This window comes from Pseudomonas sp. N2-3-1-14 (genome assembly GCF_041228395.1).
Lineage (GTDB): Bacteria > Pseudomonadota > Gammaproteobacteria > Pseudomonadales > Pseudomonadaceae > Aquipseudomonas.
In genome coordinates, this window is sequence record NZ_CP166199.1 from 5354435 (window position 1) to 5373643 (window position 19209).

Consider the following 19209-nt stretch of genomic DNA (forward strand, 5'->3'; position numbering starts at 1 on the left):
TAATCAGAGGCCAACATGTACATCTATCGATTGGTCCTGCTGCTGGTCGTCGGGATCTACCTGTTTTCCCCCGCCATCATGGATTGGTGGATCGACGCCACGGGCGCCTGGTATCGCCCTTATCTGCTGTGGCTGATCCTGATCGTCGTGACCTTCATCCTGCAGAGCCAAAAAGATGCCGATGAGCTTTAGCCTCACCCAGATGCTGCTGATCAGCGCCGCCTACCTGGCCGCGCTGTTCGCCGTGGCCTGGATCAGTGAGCGCGGAATGATTCCGCGGGCGATCATTCGCCATCCGTTGACCTACACCTTGTCCCTGGGCGTTTACGCCAGCGCCTGGGCGTTTTATGGCACCGTGGGCCTGGCCTATCAGTACGGCTACGGCTTTCTGTCCAGTTACCTTGGGGTGTCCGGCGCATTCCTGCTGGCGCCAGTGTTGCTGTACCCGATCCTGAAAATCACCCGTACCTACCAGCTGTCATCCCTGGCGGACCTGTTTGCCTTCCGCTTTCGCAGCACCTGGGCCGGCGCGCTGACCACGATTTTCATGCTGCTCGGCGTGTTGCCGTTGCTCGCCCTGCAGATCCAGGCCGTGGCAGATTCCATCAGCATCCTGACCCGTGAGCCGGTGCAGCATCGCGTCGCGCTGGCTTTTTGCGCGTTGATCACGCTGTTCACGATTTTTTTCGGTTCGCGCCATATCGCCACCCGTGAAAAACACGAGGGCCTGGTGTTTGCGATTGCCTTTGAGTCGGTAATCAAGCTGATCGCCATCGGCGGCGTCGGCCTGTATGCGCTGTATGGCGTGTTCGACGGCCCGCAACAGCTGGAACTGTGGCTGCTGCAAAACCAGACCGCCCTCGCTGCCCTGCACACGCCGTTGCAGGAAGGCCCATGGCGCACGCTGTTGCTGGTGTTCTTCGCTTCGGCGATTGTGATGCCGCACATGTACCACATGACCTTCACCGAGAACCTCAATCCGCGCTCATTAGTGAGTGCAAGCTGGGGCTTGCCGCTGTTCCTGCTGCTGATGAGCCTGGCGGTGCCGCTGATCCTGTGGGCCGGCCTCAAGCTGGGCGCAACCACCAACCCGGAATACTTCACCCTCGGCGTCGGCATTGCCGCCAACAGCAAATCCCTGGCGTTGCTGGCGTACGTCGGCGGTTTGTCGGCGGCCAGCGGCTTGATCATCGTGACCACGCTTGCGTTGTCGGGCATGGCGCTCAACCACTTGGTGTTGCCGCTGTATCAGCCGCCTGCCGAAGGCAACATCTACCGCTGGCTGAAGTGGACGCGCCGCGCGCTGATCGTCGCGATCATCATGGCCGGTTATGGCTTCTACCTGTTGCTGGGCGCCGGGCAAGACCTTGCCAACCTCGGCATTGTCGCGTTCGTTGCCACCTTGCAGTTCCTGCCGGGCGTATTGTCGGTGCTGTACTGGCCGACCGCTAATCGCCGCGGGTTTATCGCCGGCCTGCTGGCGGGGATTCTGGTGTGGATCGTTACTATGCTGCTGCCGCTGGTCGGCAACCTGCAGGGTTTCTACATTCCGTTGCTGAACATGATTTACGTGCTGGACGACACCAGTTGGCACATGGCCGCCATCGCTTCACTGGCTGCCAACGTCTTGATGTTCACCTTGATCTCGCTGTTCACCAACGCCAGCCCCGAAGAAACCAGCGCCGCCGAAGCCTGCGCGGTGGACAACGTACGCCGCCCGCAACGCCGCGAGCTGCATGCCGCCTCGCCTCAGGAGTTCGCCACGCAACTGGCCAAGCCGCTGGGAGCGAAAGCCGCGCAAAAGGAAGTCGAACAGGCACTGCGCGACCTCTACCTGCCGTTCGACGAGCGCCGCCCGTATGCGCTGCGACGCTTGCGTGACCGTATCGAGGCCAACTTGTCCGGGCTGATGGGGCCAAGCGTGTCCCAGGACATGGTCGAAACGTTCTTGCCCTACAAGGCTGGCGGCGAAAACTACGTCACCGAAGACATCCATTTCATCGAGAGCCGGCTGGAGGATTACCACTCGCGCCTCACCGGCCTTGCCGCCGAACTCGATGCGCTGCGCCGCTACCACCGCCAGACCCTGCAGGAACTGCCGATGGGCGTGTGCTCCCTGGCCAAGGATCAAGAGATCCTGATGTGGAACAAGGCCATGGAAGAACTCACCGGCATCGCCGCGCAACGGGTAGTGGGTTCGCGCCTGAACACCTTGGGCGATCCGTGGAAAGAACTGCTGCAGGGCTTTATCAACCTGCCCGACGAGCATTTGCACAAGCAGCACTTGGCACTCGACGGCCAGACGCGGTGGCTCAACCTGCACAAAGCGGCGATCGACGAACCGCTGGCACCCGGCAACAGCGGCCTGGTGCTGCTGGTGGAAGACTTGACCGACACGCAAATGCTCGAAGACAAGCTGGTGCACTCCGAGCGCCTGGCCAGCATTGGTCGTTTGGCGGCAGGCGTGGCCCACGAGATTGGCAACCCGATCACCGGTATCGCCTGCCTGGCGCAGAACCTGCGGGAAGAGCGCGAAGAGGACGGCGAAATCACCGAAATCAGCGGGCAGATCCTTGAGCAGACCAAGCGCGTTTCACGCATCGTGCAGTCGTTGATGAGCTTCGCCCATGCCGGCGCTCATCAGAATCAGGACGAGGCCGTGTGCCTGGCCGAGGTCGCGCAGGATGCCATTGGGCTGCTGGCCTTGAACCGGCGCAATTTCGAAGTACAGTTCTTCAATCTGTGCGACCCGGACCACTGGGTCGACGGCGATTCCCAACGCTTGGCGCAGGTGTTGATCAACTTGCTGTCCAACGCCCGTGACGCGTCCCCGCCGCACAGCGCGGTACGCGTCAAGAGCGAGGCTTTCGAGCACACGGTCGATCTGATCGTGGAGGATGAAGGCAGCGGTATTCCACAGAACATCATGGACCGATTGTTCGAACCTTTCTTTACCACCAAGGACCCGGGTGAAGGTACCGGTCTGGGCCTTGCACTGGTCTATTCCATCGTTGAAGAGCATTATGGACAAATCACCATCGACAGCCCGGCTGACACCGAAAGCCAACGCGGCACCCGTATTCGGGTGACCTTGCCGCGTCATGTCGAAGCGACGTCCGCTGTGAACTGAGACCGTCGAGAGAATTGAATCAATGCCGCACATTTTGATCGTCGAAGACGAAACAATTATCCGCTCTGCCTTGCGTCGCCTGCTTGAACGTAATCAGTATCAGGTCAGCGAAGCCGGCTCGGTGCAGGAAGCCCAAGAGCGATTCAGCATTCCCACGTTCGACCTGATTGTCAGCGACCTGCGTTTGCCGGGCGCGCCAGGCACCGAGCTGATCAAGCTTGGCCAGGGCACGCCGGTGCTGATCATGACCAGTTACGCCAGCCTGCGTTCGGCGGTGGACTCGATGAAGATGGGCGCGGTGGATTACATCGCCAAGCCTTTCGACCACGACGAAATGCTGCAGGCCGTGGCCCGCATTCTGCGCGACCGTCAGTCGGCCAGCAGCGCGCCCGCCGAACAGCGCCCCGCCGGCAAGACCGCGAGCGGTGCGGACAAGCCCGGCGTCAACAACAGCAATGGCGAAATCGGCATTATCGGCTCCTGCCCACCGATGCAGGACCTGTACAGCAAGATTCGCAAAGTCGCGCCCACCGACTCCAATGTATTGATTCAGGGCGAGTCGGGCACCGGTAAAGAACTGGTCGCACGCGCGCTGCACAACCTGTCCAAGCGCGCCAAGGCGCCGATGATTTCGGTGAACTGTGCGGCGATCCCTGAATCGCTGATTGAGTCCGAACTGTTCGGCCACGAAAAAGGCGCGTTTACCGGCGCCAGCGCCGGGCGTGCGGGCCTGGTCGAAGCGGCGGACGGCGGCACTTTGTTCCTCGACGAAATCGGCGAACTGCCGCTGGAAGCCCAGGCGCGCTTGCTGCGCGTGTTGCAGGAAGGCGAAATTCGCCGCGTAGGTTCGGTGCAATCGCAAAAGGTCGATGTTCGCCTGATCGCCGCGACCCACCGCGACCTCAAGAGCCTGGCCAAGATCGGCCAGTTCCGTGAAGACTTGTATTACCGCCTGCACGTGATCGCCCTCAAGCTGCCGGCCCTGCGTGAGCGTGGTGCCGACGTCAACGAAATCGCCAGCGCCTTCCTGCTGCGCCAGAGCGCGCGGATCAACCGTACCGACCTCAAGTTTGCCCCGGACGCCGAACAGGCGATTCGTCACTATTCGTGGCCGGGTAACGTGCGAGAGCTGGAGAACGCGGTCGAGCGCGCGGTGATTCTGTCGGAGAGCCCGGAGATTTCCGCCGAGCTGCTGGGCATCGACATCGAGTTGAGTGACCTGGAAGACGACGACTTCATCGGCCTGGCCCCACAACAGGGCGGTGGTAGCAATACCAGCCACGAGCCGACGGAAGATTTGTCACTGGAAGATTACTTCCAGCATTTCGTTCTTGAGCACCAGGACCACATGACCGAGACCGAGCTGGCGCGCAAGCTGGGCGTGAGCCGCAAGTGCCTGTGGGAACGGCGCCAGCGCCTGGGCATTCCGCGTCGCAAGACCGGCGTGGCCAGCGAGAGTTGAGGGTGCGCCCCCACAAGTAACACCCTCAGATGTGAAAAAACTGTTACCGCTGAATTTTCACGTAACAAAAGCCGGGGCTTACGGTAACGAAGCCCCGGCTTTTTTTCGCCCCCGAAAACGCCGAAAGCGCCTCAAACCCCCGGTTTTGCTGGGCGGCACAAAAGTTGGCACGCACCCTGCTATATGCTTAGTACAAAAACAATAACAAGCTCAGTACCCGACAATAAAAATAAGACGTATCGACTCACGCACAATAAAAACAACACGGCGGAGGCGCAGCTAACTGATTCTTTTGGAGAGGCGTTGCATTTGGGGCTTGCCCCGCAACCAGGCCGAGAACAACAAAAACTGCCCTAAGGCAGAGCCTGAACTGGTTGGATCGTAGATCAGCAACACAGCGACCAAAGCAATCCGTTTGCTCTTGACTCCCGATTGGGAGTGTCATGAAGGTGAAGCTTCATGGCGAGGGCGATCAACAAAAACAAGAAGCCCGAAATCAATAATAAAAATAGAGCACGCAACTACTTCTGGGGGAGCTTCGGCTCCCCTTGTAGTTTCCGGCGTTTGGCCGGTTCCCCTGTCTTTTAAGCTTATGGCGCAAGGCCTGCAGCTTGTTCCTACACCATCCCTCGACTAAATGCTAGAATCCCCGCCCATCATGCGGTCATTCTTCGTTATGGCCGAACATTCCTTCAAACAGTGCATCCCATGCTGAAGAAGTTGTTCCAGTCATTCCGTTCTCCCTTGCGTCGTACGCAACACATTCGCAGCACGCCTGAAGTGCTTAACAGCAATCAGCATTCATTGCAGCGTGCTCAATTCAGCCGCTATGCGGTGAACATCGTCGAACGTTTGCAGAACGCCGGCTACCAGGCTTATCTGGTGGGCGGCTGTGTACGTGACATGATGCTCAATATCACGCCCAAGGATTTCGACGTCGCCACCAGCGCCACGCCCGAGCAAGTGCGTGCCGAATTTCGCAACGCGCGAATCATCGGTCGCCGGTTCAAGTTGGTGCATATCCACTTCGGCCGCGAAATCATCGAGGTCGCCACGTTCCGCGCCGGCCACCCGCAAAACGATGAAGAGGAAGACACCAACCAGTCATCCCGCAACGAGAGCGGCCGCATCCTGCGCGACAACGTCTATGGCACCCTGGAAGAAGACGCGCAACGCCGCGACTTCACCATCAACGCCTTGTATTACGACCCGGTCAGCGAGCGCATCCTCGATTACGCCAATGGCGTACACGACATTCGCAACAACCTGATCCGTTTGATCGGCGACCCGACGCAGCGCTACCAGGAAGACCCGGTGCGCATGCTGCGAGCGGTGCGTTTTGCCGCCAAGCTGAATTTCGGTATCGAGAAACACACGGCCGCGCCGATTCGCGACCTGGCGCCCATGCTGCGGGAAATTCCTTCGGCACGCCTGTTCGAAGAAGTGCTCAAGCTGTTCCTCTCGGGGTACGCCGCCGACACTTTCGAAATGCTCGTCGACCTGCAGTTGTTCGACCCACTGTTCCCGGCCAGCGCCGAGGCTCTGGAATACAACCCGACGTACACCCACACGCTGATCAGCGAAGCCTTGATCAATACCGACCTGCGCATCAAACAGAACAAACCGGTGACCCCGGCGTTCCTGTTTGCCGCCCTGTTGTGGCCGGCCCTGCCCAAACGCGTACTGCGCCTGCAGGACCGTGGCATGCCGCCGATTCCTGCCATGCAGGAAGCGGCGCACGAGCTGATCGCCGAGCAATGCCAACGCATCGCCATTCCGAAACGTTTCACCCTGCCGATCCGCGAGATCTGGGACATGCAGGAGCGCCTGCCACGGCGCAGCGGCAAACGCGCCGACCTGCTGCTGGACAACCCGCGCTTCCGTGCTGGCTACGACTTCCTGCTGCTGCGCGAAAGCGCCGGCGAGCAAACCGACGGCCTGGGCGAGTGGTGGACCGACTACCAGGACGCCAACGACAGCCAGCGCCGCGACATGATTCGTGACCTTGGCAGCAAAGGTGATGGCGCCAGCGATGGGCCGAAGAAGCGTCGTCGCAGCTCCAGCAAGCGCAAACGCACGTCTGCCGATGCCTCGGGCGCTGCAGGCGAATAAACGTGGAACGTATCTACATCGGTATGGGCAGCAACCTCGCTGCCCCGGACCAGCAATTGCGCAGCGCCATTGCGGCGTTGGCGTTATTGCCAGGCACCGCCCTCGTTGGTGTGTCCGACTTCTATCAGAGTGACTCCCTGCTCCCCGGTCAGCCGCGCTATACCAATGCGGTCGCGGCCTTGGACAGCAGCCTTGCGCCACTGGCGCTGCTCGATGCACTGCAAGCCATCGAAAACGGCCAGGGCCGCGAACGTCTCGAGCGTTGGGGCCCGCGTACGCTGGATCTGGATATCCTGCTGTTTGGCGATCGCCTGATCGACGAGCCGCGCCTCAAAGTGCCTCACTACCAGATGCACCTGCGCGCGTTCGTGCTGTACCCGCTGGCCGAACTGGCTCCCGCCGAGCTGCAACTGCCCGACGGCCGAACGCTCGCAGAGCTGTTGAAGGCCTGCCCGTTTGTCGGCCTGGAACGGCTTTCTACCGTCTGATGCAGCCCCTGTGGGAAAACGAGCTTGCTCGCTCCCACATTGATCTCGCAGGCCATCAAAAGCGGTCTTCTACGTGCTGAATCGCGTCAGTAACAGCGGTAACACCGCCATCGTAACAATGCGGTAACACATCCAATTGACTTCCCGAGTCCTCATCACGACTATAGGCGTCCCGCTGCCGCCAACCCGGCGCTGAAGGGCGCAATCCAGGCCTTATAAGCACTGCTCTCAAGACGGTGCGCCTGTATAAACGAAGACTCACGCGCGTTACTCGCTGTTTCCAAGCGCCTGAACGAGGACCCTTTTCATGCCAGACATTACCCTGACCACCTTGCAGAGCCTCAAGCTCAAAGGTGAAAAAATCACCATGCTGACGTGCTACGACGCCACCTTCGCCCAGGCCAGTTGCCAGGCCGGTGTCGAAGTGCTGTTGATAGGCGACTCGCTGGGCATGGTTCTTCAAGGGAATGACAGCACCCTGCCCGTCACCACCGATGAACTCGCCTACCACACGGCCAGCGTCAAGCGCGGTAACGATGGCGCTTTCATCATCGCCGACCTGCCGTTCATGGGTTACGCCACGCTGGAACAGACCTTTCAGAACGCCGGCAAACTGATGCAGGCCGGCGCGCACATGATCAAGGTCGAAGGCGCCGTATGGCTGGCCGAGTCGATCCGCCTGCTGGCCGAGCGCGGTGTGCCGGTGTGCGTGCACATGGGCCTGACGCCACAGTCAGTGAACATCCTCGGCGGTTACAAGGTACAAGGCCGCAATGAAGCCCAGGCGCGTCAGATGCGCGCGGATGCCATCGCCCTGGAACAAGCCGGTGCCGCGATGATCCTGCTCGAATGCGTACCGAGCGAATTGGCGGCAGAGATCACCCAGGCAGTCAAAGTGCCGGTAATCGGCATTGGCGCGGGCTCTGCCACAGACGGCCAGGTTCTGGTCTTGCATGACATGCTCGGCCTGTCGCTGACCGGGCGTGCACCCAAGTTCGTGAAAAACTTCATGGCAGGTAAAGACAGCATTCAGGCCGCGTTGAGCGCTTACGTCGACGAAGTCAAAGCCGTTACTTTCCCAGGCGCCGAACACGGATTCTCTGCATGAACACCGTTAAAACCGTACGAGAACTGCGCGCTGCAGTCGCCCACGCGCGCAGCGCCGGCAAGCGCATTGGCTTTGTGCCCACCATGGGCAACCTGCACAGCGGCCACGCCACCCTCGTGACCAAGGCCGCCCAGCAATCGGATTTCGTGGTGGCGAGTATCTTCGTCAACCCGTTGCAGTTCGGTGCTGGCGAAGACCTGGACAAATACCCGCGCACCCTGGCTGCCGATCAGGAAAAACTGCTGCAAGCCGGTTGCAACCTGCTGTTCGCGCCCACCGTCGAAGAAATGTACCCCGGCGGCATGACCGGCCAGACCCGCGTCAGTGTCCCGCAGCTGTCCGAAGGCCTCTGCGGCGCCAGCCGCCCCGGGCACTTCGAAGGTGTCGCGACGGTGGTCAGCAAGCTGTTCAACATGGTCCAGCCGGATATGGCCGTATTTGGCCAGAAGGACTATCAGCAACTGGCAGTGATTCGCGCCATGGTGCATGACCTGAACATGCCCATCCAGATCATCGGCGAGCCCACCGTGCGTGCCGCTGACGGTCTCGCGCTGTCCTCGCGCAACGGCTACCTCAGCGAAGAGCAACGCGCCATCGCGCCGGTGCTGTACCGCAGCCTCAGCCAGATTGCCGCCGCCATCAAAGGCGGCGACCACGATTTCGCCAAGCTGCGTGCCGAGCAGATCCAGCAGATCGAAGCGGCCGGATTGCGCATGGATTACCTGGAAGTGCGCCAAGGTGTGCACCTGCGTCCCGCCACGCCTGAGGATCGCGATGTAGTGATCCTGGTGGCCGCGTACTTGGGCGCCACACGCCTGATCGACAACCTGCACCTGACCCTGGCCTGACCCCGCTTTTTCTCCCTCAAAAAAGCGCGCTTGTTGCCCTCCCCGCTGTGCCGGTATAAAAAAGTACCGGCTACAGCGCAGACAAAGCCAAGACATATCGACACGCTAGGTTTAATGTAAACGCCCTGTGCCATTGTTGGCGCTGACCGGAACCCAACGCCTGATGAAAGACTGGACGTTCCGGATTTAGAAGTGTCCTAAAGGCAAGTCCCCGTAATAAAAAGGAAACCCGCAGCGATGGCGTATTACCGCACTCCTCATGACGTTACCGCTCTGCCCGCTTGGCAAGCGCTCGATAAACATCGCCAAGCCATGCAGGATTTCAGCATGCGCGACGCATTCAATGCCGATCCCCAGCGCTTTTCCCAATTCACCTTGAGCAGCTGCGGGCTTTTCCTCGATTACTCGAAAAACCTCATCACTGCCCAGACGCGCGCCTTGCTTGTCGACCTGGCCAATGAAGTCGGGCTTAAAGACGCGATCAACGCGCTCTACGCTGGCGAGCCGGTCAACTCCTCCGAAGGCCGTCCGGCCCTGCACACCGCACTGCGTCGCCCGGTTGGCGACAAGTTGTCGGTCAACGGCGTGAACATCATGCCGGACGTGCACAAGGTGCTGAACCAGATCACCGACCTGGTCGGCCGCATCCATGATGGCCTGTGGCGCGGTTACACCGAGAAGCCGATCACCGACGTGGTGAACATCGGCATCGGCGGCTCGTTCCTCGGCCCGGAGCTGGTCTCCGAAGCGCTGTTGTCCTACGCCCACAAAGGCGTGCGCTGCCACTACCTGGCGAACATTGACGGCAGCGAGTTCCACGAGCTGACCCAGAAGCTGCGCGCCGAGACCACGCTGTTTATCGTCTCGTCAAAATCCTTCAACACCCTGGAAACCCTGAAAAACGCCCAGGCCGCCCGCGCCTGGTACCTGGCCCAGGGTGGCTCGGAAGCCGAGCTGTATCGCCACTTCATCGCCGTCTCAAGCAACAACGCAGCGGCCGTGGCCTTCGGTATCCGCGAAGAAAACATCTTCCCGATGTGGGACTGGGTGGGCGGGCGTTACTCGCTGTGGTCGGCCATCGGCTTGCCGATTGCCCTGGCGATCGGCATGTCCAACTTCAAGGAACTGCTGTCCGGCGCCTACACCATGGACCAGCATTTCCAGAACGCCCCATTCGAAGCCAACATGCCCGTGCTGCTGGGCCTGCTGGGCGTGTGGTACGGCAACTTCTGGGGTGCGCAGAGCCACGCGATCCTGCCGTACGACCACTACCTGCGCAACATCACCAAACACTTGCAACAGTTGGACATGGAATCCAACGGCAAGAGTGTGCGCCAGGATGGTACGCCAGTGTCCACCGATACCGGCCCGGTCATCTGGGGCGGCGTAGGGTGCAACGGCCAGCACGCCTACCACCAGTTGTTGCACCAGGGGACCCAACTGATTCCGGCCGACTTCATCGTGCCGATTGTCAGCTTCAACCCGGTGTCCGACCACCATCAGTGGCTGTACGCCAACTGCCTGTCGCAAAGCCAGGCACTGATGCTAGGCAAGACCCGCAGCGAAGCCGAAGCCGAACTGCGTGAAAAAGGCGTGCCGGAAGCCGAAGTGCAGAAGCTGGCCCCGCACAAAGTGATCCCGGGCAACCGTCCGAGCAACACCATTGTGGTTGAACGCATCAGCCCGCGCCGCCTGGGCGCACTGGTGGCTATGTATGAACACAAAGTGTTTGTACAAAGCGTGGTCTGGGGTATCAACGCCTTCGACCAATGGGGCGTGGAGTTGGGCAAAGAGCTGGGCAAAGGCGTGTATAACCGTCTGACCGGCGCCGAAGAAACCTCGGCCGAGGATGCTTCGACCCAAGGCCTGATCAACTACTTCCGCGGTCGTCACCGCGGCTGAAGCCGGTACACCAAGGCCAACGTCCGTTTGGACGTTGGCCTTGAACCCTCCCCCCACTGCGTGCATCTTTATGACTTGTCGCCAAAACAAGAATAAGGACCGCTCATGTTCGATATCAGCACATTCCCCAACGCCGATGCCGTCCGCCAGGCCGCGCAGCTCAGTCAAGCCGACTACCAGCGCCTCTATCGCCAATCCATCGAGCAACCCGACACTTTTTGGGCAGAACAGGCCAACAGCTTTCTCGACTGGATCAAACCCTGGCACACCGTCCAGCATTCAGACATTCACACCGGCGGCGCCCAATGGTTTGCCGGCGGCCAACTGAACGTCAGCTACAACTGCATCGACCGTCACCTGGCGCAACGCGCCGACCAGCCTGCCTTCATCTGGGAAGGCGATGATCCGACACGGTCTGCAAAAATCACCTACCGCCAGCTCCATCAAAACGTCAGCCGCCTGGCCAATGTGTTGAAAAGCCGTGGCGTGAAAAAAGGCGACCGCGTGTGCATCTACATGCCAATGATCCCGGAAGCCGCCTACGCAATGCTGGCCTGCACACGCATTGGCGCGGTGCACTCGGTGGTTTTTGGCGGGTTCTCACCGGACGCCCTGCGTGACCGTATTCTCGACGCCGACTGCCGCACCGTGATCACCGCCGATGAAGGCGTGCGCGGTGGTAAACCGGTGGCGCTGAAAAAGAATGTCGACAAGGCCCTGGCCAGTTGCCCGAACGTCAGCACAGTGCTGGTGGTGGAGCGTACCGGCGCTGACCTTGCCTGGCTCGAAGGCCGCGACCTCAAGTACCAGCAAGCGCTGGATGCCGCCAGCGACGATTGCCCGCCCGAGCCCATGGACGCCGAAGACCCGCTGTTCATCCTCTACACCTCCGGCAGCACCGGCAAACCCAAAGGCGTGCTGCACACCACTGGCGGCTACCTGCTGCAAGCGGCGATGACCTTCAAGTACGTGCTCGATTACCGCGACGGCGAAGTGTTCTGGTGCACCGCCGACGTCGGTTGGGTGACAGGCCACAGCTACATCGTGTACGGCCCGCTGGCCAATGGCGCCACTTCGCTGATGTTCGAAGGCGTGCCGAGCTACCCGGACAGCTCGCGCTTCTGGCAGGTGATCGACAAACATCAGGTGAACATCTTCTACACCGCGCCCACCGCCCTGCGCGCCCTGATGCGTGAGGGTCAAGGGCCACTGGAGAATACCTCCCGCGCCAGCCTGCGCCTGCTGGGCAGTGTCGGCGAGCCGATCAACCCCGAAGCCTGGGACTGGTACTTCAACGCCGTCGGTGAACAACGCTGCCCGATTGTCGATACGTGGTGGCAGACCGAAACCGGCGGCATCATGCTCAGCCCCCTGGTCAGCGCCCAGCGGATCAAGCCCGGCTGCGCAACCCAGCCGATGTTTGGCGTGCAGCCGGTGCTGTTGGATGAGCAAGGCAAGCCAATCAGCGGCGCCGGCAGTGGCGTGCTGGCGATCAAGGCCAGTTGGCCTGGGCAGATTCGCAGCGTCTACGGCGACCCGCAGCGCATGATCGACACCTATTTCAAACCCTACCCGGGCTACTACTTCACGGGCGACGGCGCACGCCGCGATGAAGACGGCGACTACTGGATCACCGGGCGCATCGACGATGTGATCAACGTGTCCGGCCACCGCATCGGCACTGCCGAGGTGGAAAGCGCGCTGGTGCTGCATGACCAAGTGGCCGAAGCCGCCGTGGTGGGCTATCCCCACGACGTCAAAGGCCAGGGAATTTATGCCTTCGTCACGCCCATGAATGGCGTTGAACCCAGCGATGCGTTGAAGAAAAACCTGCTTGAGCTGGTCAGCAAGGAAATCGGCAGCTTTGCCAAGCCGGAACTGATCCAATGGGCGCCGGCCTTGCCGAAAACCCGCTCCGGCAAGATCATGCGGCGGATTCTGCGCAAAATCGCCTGCAATGAACTGGACAGCCTGGGTGACACCTCGACCCTGGCCGACCCCAGCGTTGTGGATGGCCTGATCGACAAACGCCTGAACCGCTAGGAACCCTCGAGTCGCCATGGAATTTATCCGCAGCCGTATTGAAACCCAGCTGATGAGCCTCACCGGCCTGTCGCTGGGCCAGCTGGACCTGGAAAACCCCAAGGGCGATCCAGGCCTGTTCGGGCCGGACTCGATCAGTTGGCAAGTCCATGGCGATTTCAGCAGCATGTTGATTGGTGGGATCAGCGCCTTGATGCTGCAAGCCTTGCACCCGTTGGCCCTGGCGGGTGTGTGGGACCACTCGAATTTTCGCCAGGACATGCTCGGGCGTTTGCGGCGCACCTCGCAGTTCATTTCCGGGACCACGTTCGGCTCGCGCAAAGACGCCGAATGGCTGATCGAAAAAGTGCGCACCATTCACCTGCAAGTGACGGGGCATGCCCCGGACGGGCGACCTTACGCGGCCAGCGATCCGGCGTTGCTGACGTGGGTGCATGTGGCGGAGGTCAGCAACTTCCTCGCGGCCCACCTGCGTTACTGCAACCCGCGCCTTTCGGGTCGGGATCAAGACCGCTACTACAGTGAAATTGCGTTGGTGGCCGAACGCTTGGGCGCGCGGCATGTTCCGCGTTCACGGCAGGAAATTTCGGATTACCTGGCGCGCATTCGTCCGCAACTGCTGTGCGACGAGCGCAGCCGCGAAGTGTTGCGTCTGCTGCTCAATGCACCGTCACCCAGCATGCTGGCCAAACCTTTTGGTGCGCTGATGATGCAGGCCGGGATCGACTTGCTGCCCGACTGGGCGAGCAGCCTGCTCGAGCAACACCAAAGCCCGCTGCAACGGCAAATGATCCGCGCCGGGGTCAAGCGCAGTGCGCCGTTGCTGCGCTGGGCGATGCGCAATGGCTCGGTGCAGCGTGCCCATCGGCGGATGGGGTTGATGTAGGCCGGCGCCTATAGCTGTTAAACTCCGCGCCCCATTTACAGCAAGGCGCGCTCCATGACTCCCTTGAATCAGGCGCTGCGCGCCGCCCTCGATTACCGCCAAGACCTGATCCACGAGTTGCATGCCCAAGGCACTGACTGCTACCGCTTGTTTCATGGCAGCCAGGAAGGCGCCGGCGGCCTGACTATCGATCGTTACGGCCCACAGTTGCTGGTGCAGAGTTTCCACCAATCCCTGGAAACAGCCGATCTTTTGGACCTGCACCAGTTGATCAACCAGTTCATGGGCCTGGAATTGCTGCTGGTCTACAACGACCGCTCCCGTGGCAACTCGCGGATCGACCGTGAAGACACGGTGTATCGCGCCGAGCCTGCCGCGCTGGTAGACCTGGTGGGCCATGAATGGGGCCTCAATTATCGTGTGCGTGGGCGCCATGCCGGGCAAGACCCGCTGCTGTTCCTGGACCTGCGCAACACCCGCGGCTGGGTCAAGGCGCACAGCGCCGGCAAGAGCGTGCTCAACCTGTTCGCCTACACCTGCGGCGTCGGCCTGAGCGCGGCGGCCGGTGGCGCGCGTGAGGTGTGCAACCTGGACTTCGCCGAGGGCAACCTGGCGGTCGGTCGCGAAAACGGTCTGCTCAACCCACAATTGCCAACCATGCAATTCGTGCAGTCCGACTACTTCCCGGCGATTCGCCAACTGGCGGGCTTGCCGATCACTCAACGTCGCGGGCAGAAACTGCCGAGCTATCCACGCTTGGACCAGCGCCAATATGACCTGGTATTGCTCGACCCACCGGCATGGGCCAAGAGCGCCTTTGGCACCGTTGACCTGTTGCGTGACTACCAAAGCCTGCTCAAGCCTGCGCTGCTCGCGACGGCCGACAATGGCGTGCTGATCTGCTGCAACAATTTGGCGAAAGTCAGCATGGATGACTGGCGCGAACAGGTGCTGCGTTGCGCTGAGAAAGCCGGTCGCCCGGTACGCGACTGGCAAATCATGACACCGGGTGCCGACTTCCCTTCCCAGGACCTGCAGCCACCGTTGAAAACCCTCATCCTGCAGTTGTAGTACTTTTCCCAAGCGGCCCGGTGCTTCGGAACCGAAATCCCGTGCCATACTCCAAGGCACTCCTGTTCGACATAGATGGCGTCACTCATGCCCAAAGGATTGATCCGCGCCGCTGGCGCCTTGTTGACCGCCCTGGCTTTGTACAGCTTGCTGGGTTTTCTGATTTTGCCGGGCATCGCCCTTCGTATTGCCAATCAACAGCTGGCCCATTACGCCACGGTGCCGGCACGCATCGAGCGTATCGAACTCAATCCGTTCAGCCTGGAAGTGACAGCCTGGGGCTTGAAAATCGGCGAACCGGGCAAAGAGCAAGTGGGTTTCGAGCGTCTCTACGCCAACCTGCAGATCGACAGCCTCTGGACTCGCGCCCTGCACCTGGCCGATGTGCAACTCGACCAACCCAAGACCGAGCTGCTGTTCGACAAATCCGGCCAACTGAACCTGGCGCAGTTGTTCAAGCTGCCGCCGAGCGAGCCGACCCCGGCCGATCCCGACGCCAAGCCATTCCCGCTGCGCATCGACAGCATCAAGCTGGCGGGCGGCTATGTGCATTTTCGAGACCTGCGTCCCAGCGAACCGATCGAATTCCTCTACGACAAACTCGACTTTGAACTGAAAAACCTCAGCACCTTGCCGGAAGACAACGCCGACATGACGCTGGTGGCCGCCGGCCCTGAGGGTGGGCAAATCGACTGGAAAGGCAATTTCAGCCTGGTGCCGATCACCTCCAAGGGCACGCTGAAAGTCACCGACGGCAAGATGAAGGCCTGGTGGCCGTATGTTCGTGATGCCGTGCCGCTCGTGCTGGAAGACGGTGTGCTGAATTTCAGCACCGACTACACATTCAGCCTGGCCAAAGAAACCGAACTGAACCTGACCAACACCGCCGCCAGCATTGCGCCGTTTGCTATCAAGGCGCCCGATGGCCGCCCATTGGTACGCCTGGAACGCTTGGACGTCAGTGACACCACGGTGGACCTGGCCAAGCAGCACGTGGTGGTCGGCAAGATTCGCAGCAACAAGCTGGAAACCTGGGCCGCCCGCGAAGCCGATGGGCAACTGGACTGGCAAAAACTGTTCGCCAGCCAACCGAGCAAACCGGCCAAGGCGCCCGAGCCCGCCAATGCGCCGGCAACGGCCGACTCGCCAAAGGCTGAACCGGCCGCGCCTGGCAAGCCCTGGCAAGTACTGCTCAAGGATGTGCAGCTGCGTAACTATCAGGTGCACCTGGCCGACCGTCAGGCCAAACCTGCGGTAGCGCTGGAACTGGGCCCCTTGAACGTCGATGTGCAGAACTTCGACAGCCTCAACCAAAGCCCGTTTACCTTGAAGGTCGACTCCGGCCTGGGTAAACAAGGCAAGATCCAGGCAACCGGCGAGGTCAATCTCAACCCGGTCAGCGCCAAACTCAAAGTGAATACCCAGGACATCGACCTGCGGGTTGCTCAGTCCTATATCAGCCCGTTCATTCGGCTCGAACTGCGCAGCGGCATGTTGGGCAGCAACCTGGATGTGAACCTCAAGAGCACCAAGCCGTTGGCGCTTCAGGTCACCGGCCGCGCTCAGGTCGACCAATTGCACACCCTGGACACGCTCAAGACCCGCGACTTCCTCAAATGGCAGCGCCTGGTGCTCGAAGGTGTCAATTATCAACACGGCGACAGCCTGTCGATCGACAAGGTCAACCTGCTGCAACCGTATGCGCGCTTCATGATCAATGATGACCGCACCACCAACATCGATGACCTGTTGATCCCGCAGCCGGCCGACAGTGGCGCCAAATCGGCAGCCAAGCCGGCGGCCAGCAAAGACAAGCCGCTGGGCATCCACATAGGGCAGATCGCGATCAATGACGGCTCGGCCAACTTTGCCGACTTCAGCCTCACGCCCAACTTTGCCACGGCCATTCAACAGCTCAACGGGCAGATCGGCACCATTGACAGTCGCCAAGCCAAACCGGCCAGCGTCGACATCAAGGGCAAGGTGGATCGCTATGCGCCAGTGACCATCAAAGGCAGCGTGAACCCGTTTGATCCGATGGCGGCGCTGGATATCGCCACCAGCTTCAAACGCGTCGAGTTGACCACGTTGACGCCGTATTCCGGCAAGTTCGCCGGTTTCCGCATCCGCAAGGGCCGGCTCAACCTGGACCTGCATTATGTGATCACCAAAGGCCAGTTGAAGGCTGAAAACAAGGTAGTGGTTGAGCAACTGCAACTGGGTGAGAAAGTCGACAGCGCCGACGCCGTGGATTTGCCGATTCGCCTGGCCATCGCCCTGCTCAAGGACTCCGACGGCAAGATCTCCATCGAACTGCCGGTCACCGGCGACCTGAACAACCCGCAATTCAGCGTGATGCCGATTGTCTGGCAAACCCTGCGTAACCTGGTGGTGCGCGCGGCGACGGCGCCGTTCAAGTTCATCGGTGGGCTGGTCACGGGTGGCGGCTCGGAAGACTTGGGCAATGTGTCGTTCGCCCCAGGCTCCAGCGAATTGAACAAAGACGCTCAAGGCGCGCTGAATACCCTGGCCAAAGCACTGAAAGAGCGCCCTACCCTGCGCCTTGAAATCGAAGGCACGGCGGCTGCCAGCAGTGACGGTCCCTTGCTCGCTGCCGAGCGACTGGAACGTGAATATCAATACAACTACTACAAGATACTGCAGCGCCGTGGCGATAAGGTTCCGGCCCAGGCTTCGCTGCTGGTCGTCCCCGAGAAGGAAAAAGCGCCGTTGCTGGAAGGCATCTACCGCACCCGTCTGAAACAGCAACCGCCGGCCGAGTGGAAAGACCTGAGCAGCGATGAACGCACCGCGAAGCTGCGTGACGGGCTGATCAAGTTCTGGGGCGCCAGTGATGTACTGCTGCGTCAACTGGGGCAAGACCGAGCCAGTGCCATCAAGGACTACCTGGTGGACAAGGGCCAGCTGGAAGATGACCGGGTGTACTTCATCGATGCCAACCTGGGGCAGGCGGAGAAGGATGGCCGGGTGGTAACCCCAATGCATCTGGATGCTGAGTAACACCTGAGACACCCATCCAAATGTGGGAGCTGGCTTGCCTGCGATGCAGACACCTCGGTCATTCAGTTGAATCGAGGTGATGCTATCGCAGGCAAGCCAGCTCCCACATTTGTTTGTGCTCGGCCTGGGGTTTTGTTTGCGCCCAGAATAGAACAGGCCCCGACACAAGTGCCGGGGCCTGTAATGACCACATCCGTGTGGTCGGTCGCATGAACTCCAGAGGTGCCTTGGGTGGATATCTAACTCACCCTAAGCCGCCGCTATTCAGTTCAGACGAACAGTTAAGCGTTACTCTGCTTTCAGGCCATCGGCCGATACAGCTTTAACGCCTTTGATTTTCTTGGCGATATTCACCGCGGTGGTTTTCTGTGCTTCAGTCACAGCGACCGAAGAGGACAGAGAAACTACGCCTTTGTTGGTTTCGACTTTGATGTCGGTGCCAGGAATGCCTTTCTCGGTTACCAGGTCAGCTTTCACTTTGGTGGTGATCCAGGTATCGGAAGTGGCGCCCTTGGCGTCAGCTGCTGCGCCTTTGGTTTTGTCGACGTTGTCGGCTTTAGTTGCGCCGCCTGCCAGCAGGCCGTCAGCAGAAACAGCGGTCACACCTTTGATACGCTTGGTGATTGCTACTGCAGTGGCTTTCTGCGAATCAGAGATCGCTACGGTCGACGACAGGGAAACCACACCTTTGTTGGTTTCAACCTTGATGTCTGAACCAGGAATGCCTTTCTCGGTCAGCAGGTCAGCTTTGACTTTGGTGGTGATCCAAGTATCCGAGGTGGATTCTTTGGCTTTGGTCACTTCGCCAGCAGCCATGGTCATTGGAGCTTGGGAAGTCTGAGCAAAGGCCACGTTAGCACCCATGGCCAGGGTCAGAGCGGTAGCAGTAGCGAGAGCGAACTTCTTCATACGAGTAACTCCTGTTTTATTGAAAGTCTGCAGTGGGTAAACCTTGATGCTGCAGCGTTACCAGGATTATTGCAGGCAGTGTGCCAAGTTAGATTTTCGAATTAAATCCCTATAAAACAATCACTTATAAAAATTACCAATTTTCGGAATCGTGCAACTTGCATGAAGAAGGCTGTCCTTGCATGCAAGTTGCGGCTTTTGGGATTTACTAAGCATCTGATTTATCGGC

Annotated in this window: 13 protein-coding genes; 12 read left to right on the forward strand and 1 reads right to left on the reverse strand. The window is 60.2% G+C overall.

What is annotated here, in order from left to right; translation table 11 throughout:
• Positions 1-15: 15 nt before the first annotated feature.
• From AB5I78_RS24820 to AB5I78_RS24875, 12 genes are all read left to right on the forward strand, one after another.
• Positions 16-192, forward strand: coding sequence for a hypothetical protein (locus AB5I78_RS24820; protein ID WP_003176118.1), 177 nt, complete (start codon positions 16-18; stop codon positions 190-192).
• On the forward strand, positions 176-3130 hold the full coding sequence (locus AB5I78_RS24825) for a sensor histidine kinase (RefSeq protein ID WP_162530298.1): 2955 nt from the start codon (positions 176-178) through the stop codon (positions 3128-3130). The genes AB5I78_RS24820 and AB5I78_RS24825 overlap by 17 nt, the downstream gene beginning before the upstream one ends.
• 22 nt (positions 3131-3152) lie before the next feature.
• A complete protein-coding gene (locus AB5I78_RS24830; RefSeq protein ID WP_145162098.1) occupies positions 3153-4592 on the forward strand; it encodes a sigma-54 dependent transcriptional regulator in 1440 nt (479 codons plus the stop codon).
• A gap of 708 nt (positions 4593-5300) precedes the next feature.
• On the forward strand, positions 5301-6704 hold the full coding sequence (locus tag AB5I78_RS24835) for a polynucleotide adenylyltransferase PcnB (protein WP_145162099.1): 1404 nt from the start codon (positions 5301-5303) through the stop codon (positions 6702-6704).
• 2 nt (positions 6705-6706) lie between these two features.
• On the forward strand, positions 6707-7192 hold the full coding sequence (gene folK, locus AB5I78_RS24840) for a 2-amino-4-hydroxy-6-hydroxymethyldihydropteridine diphosphokinase (protein ID WP_262208926.1): 486 nt from the start codon (positions 6707-6709) through the stop codon (positions 7190-7192).
• A 307-nt stretch (positions 7193-7499) separates the two neighbouring features.
• Positions 7500-8300: a 3-methyl-2-oxobutanoate hydroxymethyltransferase gene (gene panB, locus AB5I78_RS24845; protein ID WP_369302502.1), complete on the forward strand. Its 801-nt coding sequence runs from the start codon at positions 7500-7502 to the stop codon at positions 8298-8300.
• Positions 8297-9148 carry a pantoate--beta-alanine ligase gene (gene panC / locus AB5I78_RS24850; protein WP_242200423.1) on the forward strand — a complete coding sequence of 284 codons (852 nt, stop codon included), beginning with the start codon at positions 8297-8299 and terminating at the stop codon, positions 9146-9148. The genes panB and panC overlap by 4 nt, the downstream gene beginning before the upstream one ends.
• Before the next feature lie 237 nt (positions 9149-9385).
• Complete coding sequence (gene pgi, locus AB5I78_RS24855) at positions 9386-11050, forward strand: glucose-6-phosphate isomerase (protein ID WP_369302501.1); 1665 nt, start codon at positions 9386-9388, stop codon at positions 11048-11050.
• Positions 11051-11155: 105 nt separating this feature from the next.
• Positions 11156-13093, forward strand: coding sequence for an acetate--CoA ligase (acs, locus tag AB5I78_RS24860; RefSeq protein ID WP_369302500.1), 1938 nt, complete (start codon positions 11156-11158; stop codon positions 13091-13093).
• 16 nt (positions 13094-13109) lie between these two features.
• Positions 13110-13979 carry an oxygenase MpaB family protein gene (locus tag AB5I78_RS24865; protein WP_369302499.1) on the forward strand — a complete coding sequence of 290 codons (870 nt, stop codon included), beginning with the start codon at positions 13110-13112 and terminating at the stop codon, positions 13977-13979.
• 54 nt (positions 13980-14033) lie between these two features.
• Positions 14034-15050 carry a class I SAM-dependent rRNA methyltransferase gene (locus AB5I78_RS24870; protein ID WP_369302498.1) on the forward strand — a complete coding sequence of 339 codons (1017 nt, stop codon included), beginning with the start codon at positions 14034-14036 and terminating at the stop codon, positions 15048-15050.
• 87 nt (positions 15051-15137) lie between these two features.
• Positions 15138-18071 (forward strand): DUF748 domain-containing protein, encoded by a 2934-nt coding sequence (locus tag AB5I78_RS24875; RefSeq protein WP_369302497.1) that lies wholly within the window; start codon positions 15138-15140, stop codon positions 18069-18071.
• Positions 18072-18359: 288 nt separating this feature from the next.
• Here AB5I78_RS24875 and AB5I78_RS24880 read toward each other — a convergent pair whose 3' ends face one another.
• Positions 18360-18980, reverse strand: coding sequence for a BON domain-containing protein (locus AB5I78_RS24880; protein ID WP_119741050.1), 621 nt, complete (start codon positions 18978-18980; stop codon positions 18360-18362).
• Positions 18981-19209: the final 229 nt, after the last annotated feature.

Excerpts from the sequence above, each read along its gene's own strand:
- AB5I78_RS24820 (WP_003176118.1), top strand. The coding sequence starts at position 16 with ATGTACATCTATCGATTGGTCCTGCTGCTGGTCGTCGGGATCTACCTG.
- AB5I78_RS24825 (WP_162530298.1), top strand. The coding sequence starts at position 176 with ATGCCGATGAGCTTTAGCCTCACCCAGATGCTGCTGATCAGCGCCGCC.
- AB5I78_RS24830 (WP_145162098.1), top strand. The coding sequence starts at position 3,153 with ATGCCGCACATTTTGATCGTCGAAGACGAAACAATTATCCGCTCTGCC.
- AB5I78_RS24835 (WP_145162099.1), top strand. The coding sequence starts at position 5,301 with ATGCTGAAGAAGTTGTTCCAGTCATTCCGTTCTCCCTTGCGTCGTACG.
- panB (WP_369302502.1), top strand. The coding sequence starts at position 7,500 with ATGCCAGACATTACCCTGACCACCTTGCAGAGCCTCAAGCTCAAAGGT.
- panC (WP_242200423.1), top strand. The coding sequence starts at position 8,297 with ATGAACACCGTTAAAACCGTACGAGAACTGCGCGCTGCAGTCGCCCAC.
- pgi (WP_369302501.1), top strand. The coding sequence starts at position 9,386 with ATGGCGTATTACCGCACTCCTCATGACGTTACCGCTCTGCCCGCTTGG.
- acs (WP_369302500.1), top strand. The coding sequence starts at position 11,156 with ATGTTCGATATCAGCACATTCCCCAACGCCGATGCCGTCCGCCAGGCC.
- AB5I78_RS24865 (WP_369302499.1), top strand. The coding sequence starts at position 13,110 with ATGGAATTTATCCGCAGCCGTATTGAAACCCAGCTGATGAGCCTCACC.
- AB5I78_RS24870 (WP_369302498.1), top strand. The coding sequence starts at position 14,034 with ATGACTCCCTTGAATCAGGCGCTGCGCGCCGCCCTCGATTACCGCCAA.
- AB5I78_RS24875 (WP_369302497.1), top strand. The coding sequence starts at position 15,138 with ATGCCCAAAGGATTGATCCGCGCCGCTGGCGCCTTGTTGACCGCCCTG.
- AB5I78_RS24880 (WP_119741050.1), bottom strand. The coding sequence starts at position 18,980 with ATGAAGAAGTTCGCTCTCGCTACTGCTACCGCTCTGACCCTGGCCATG.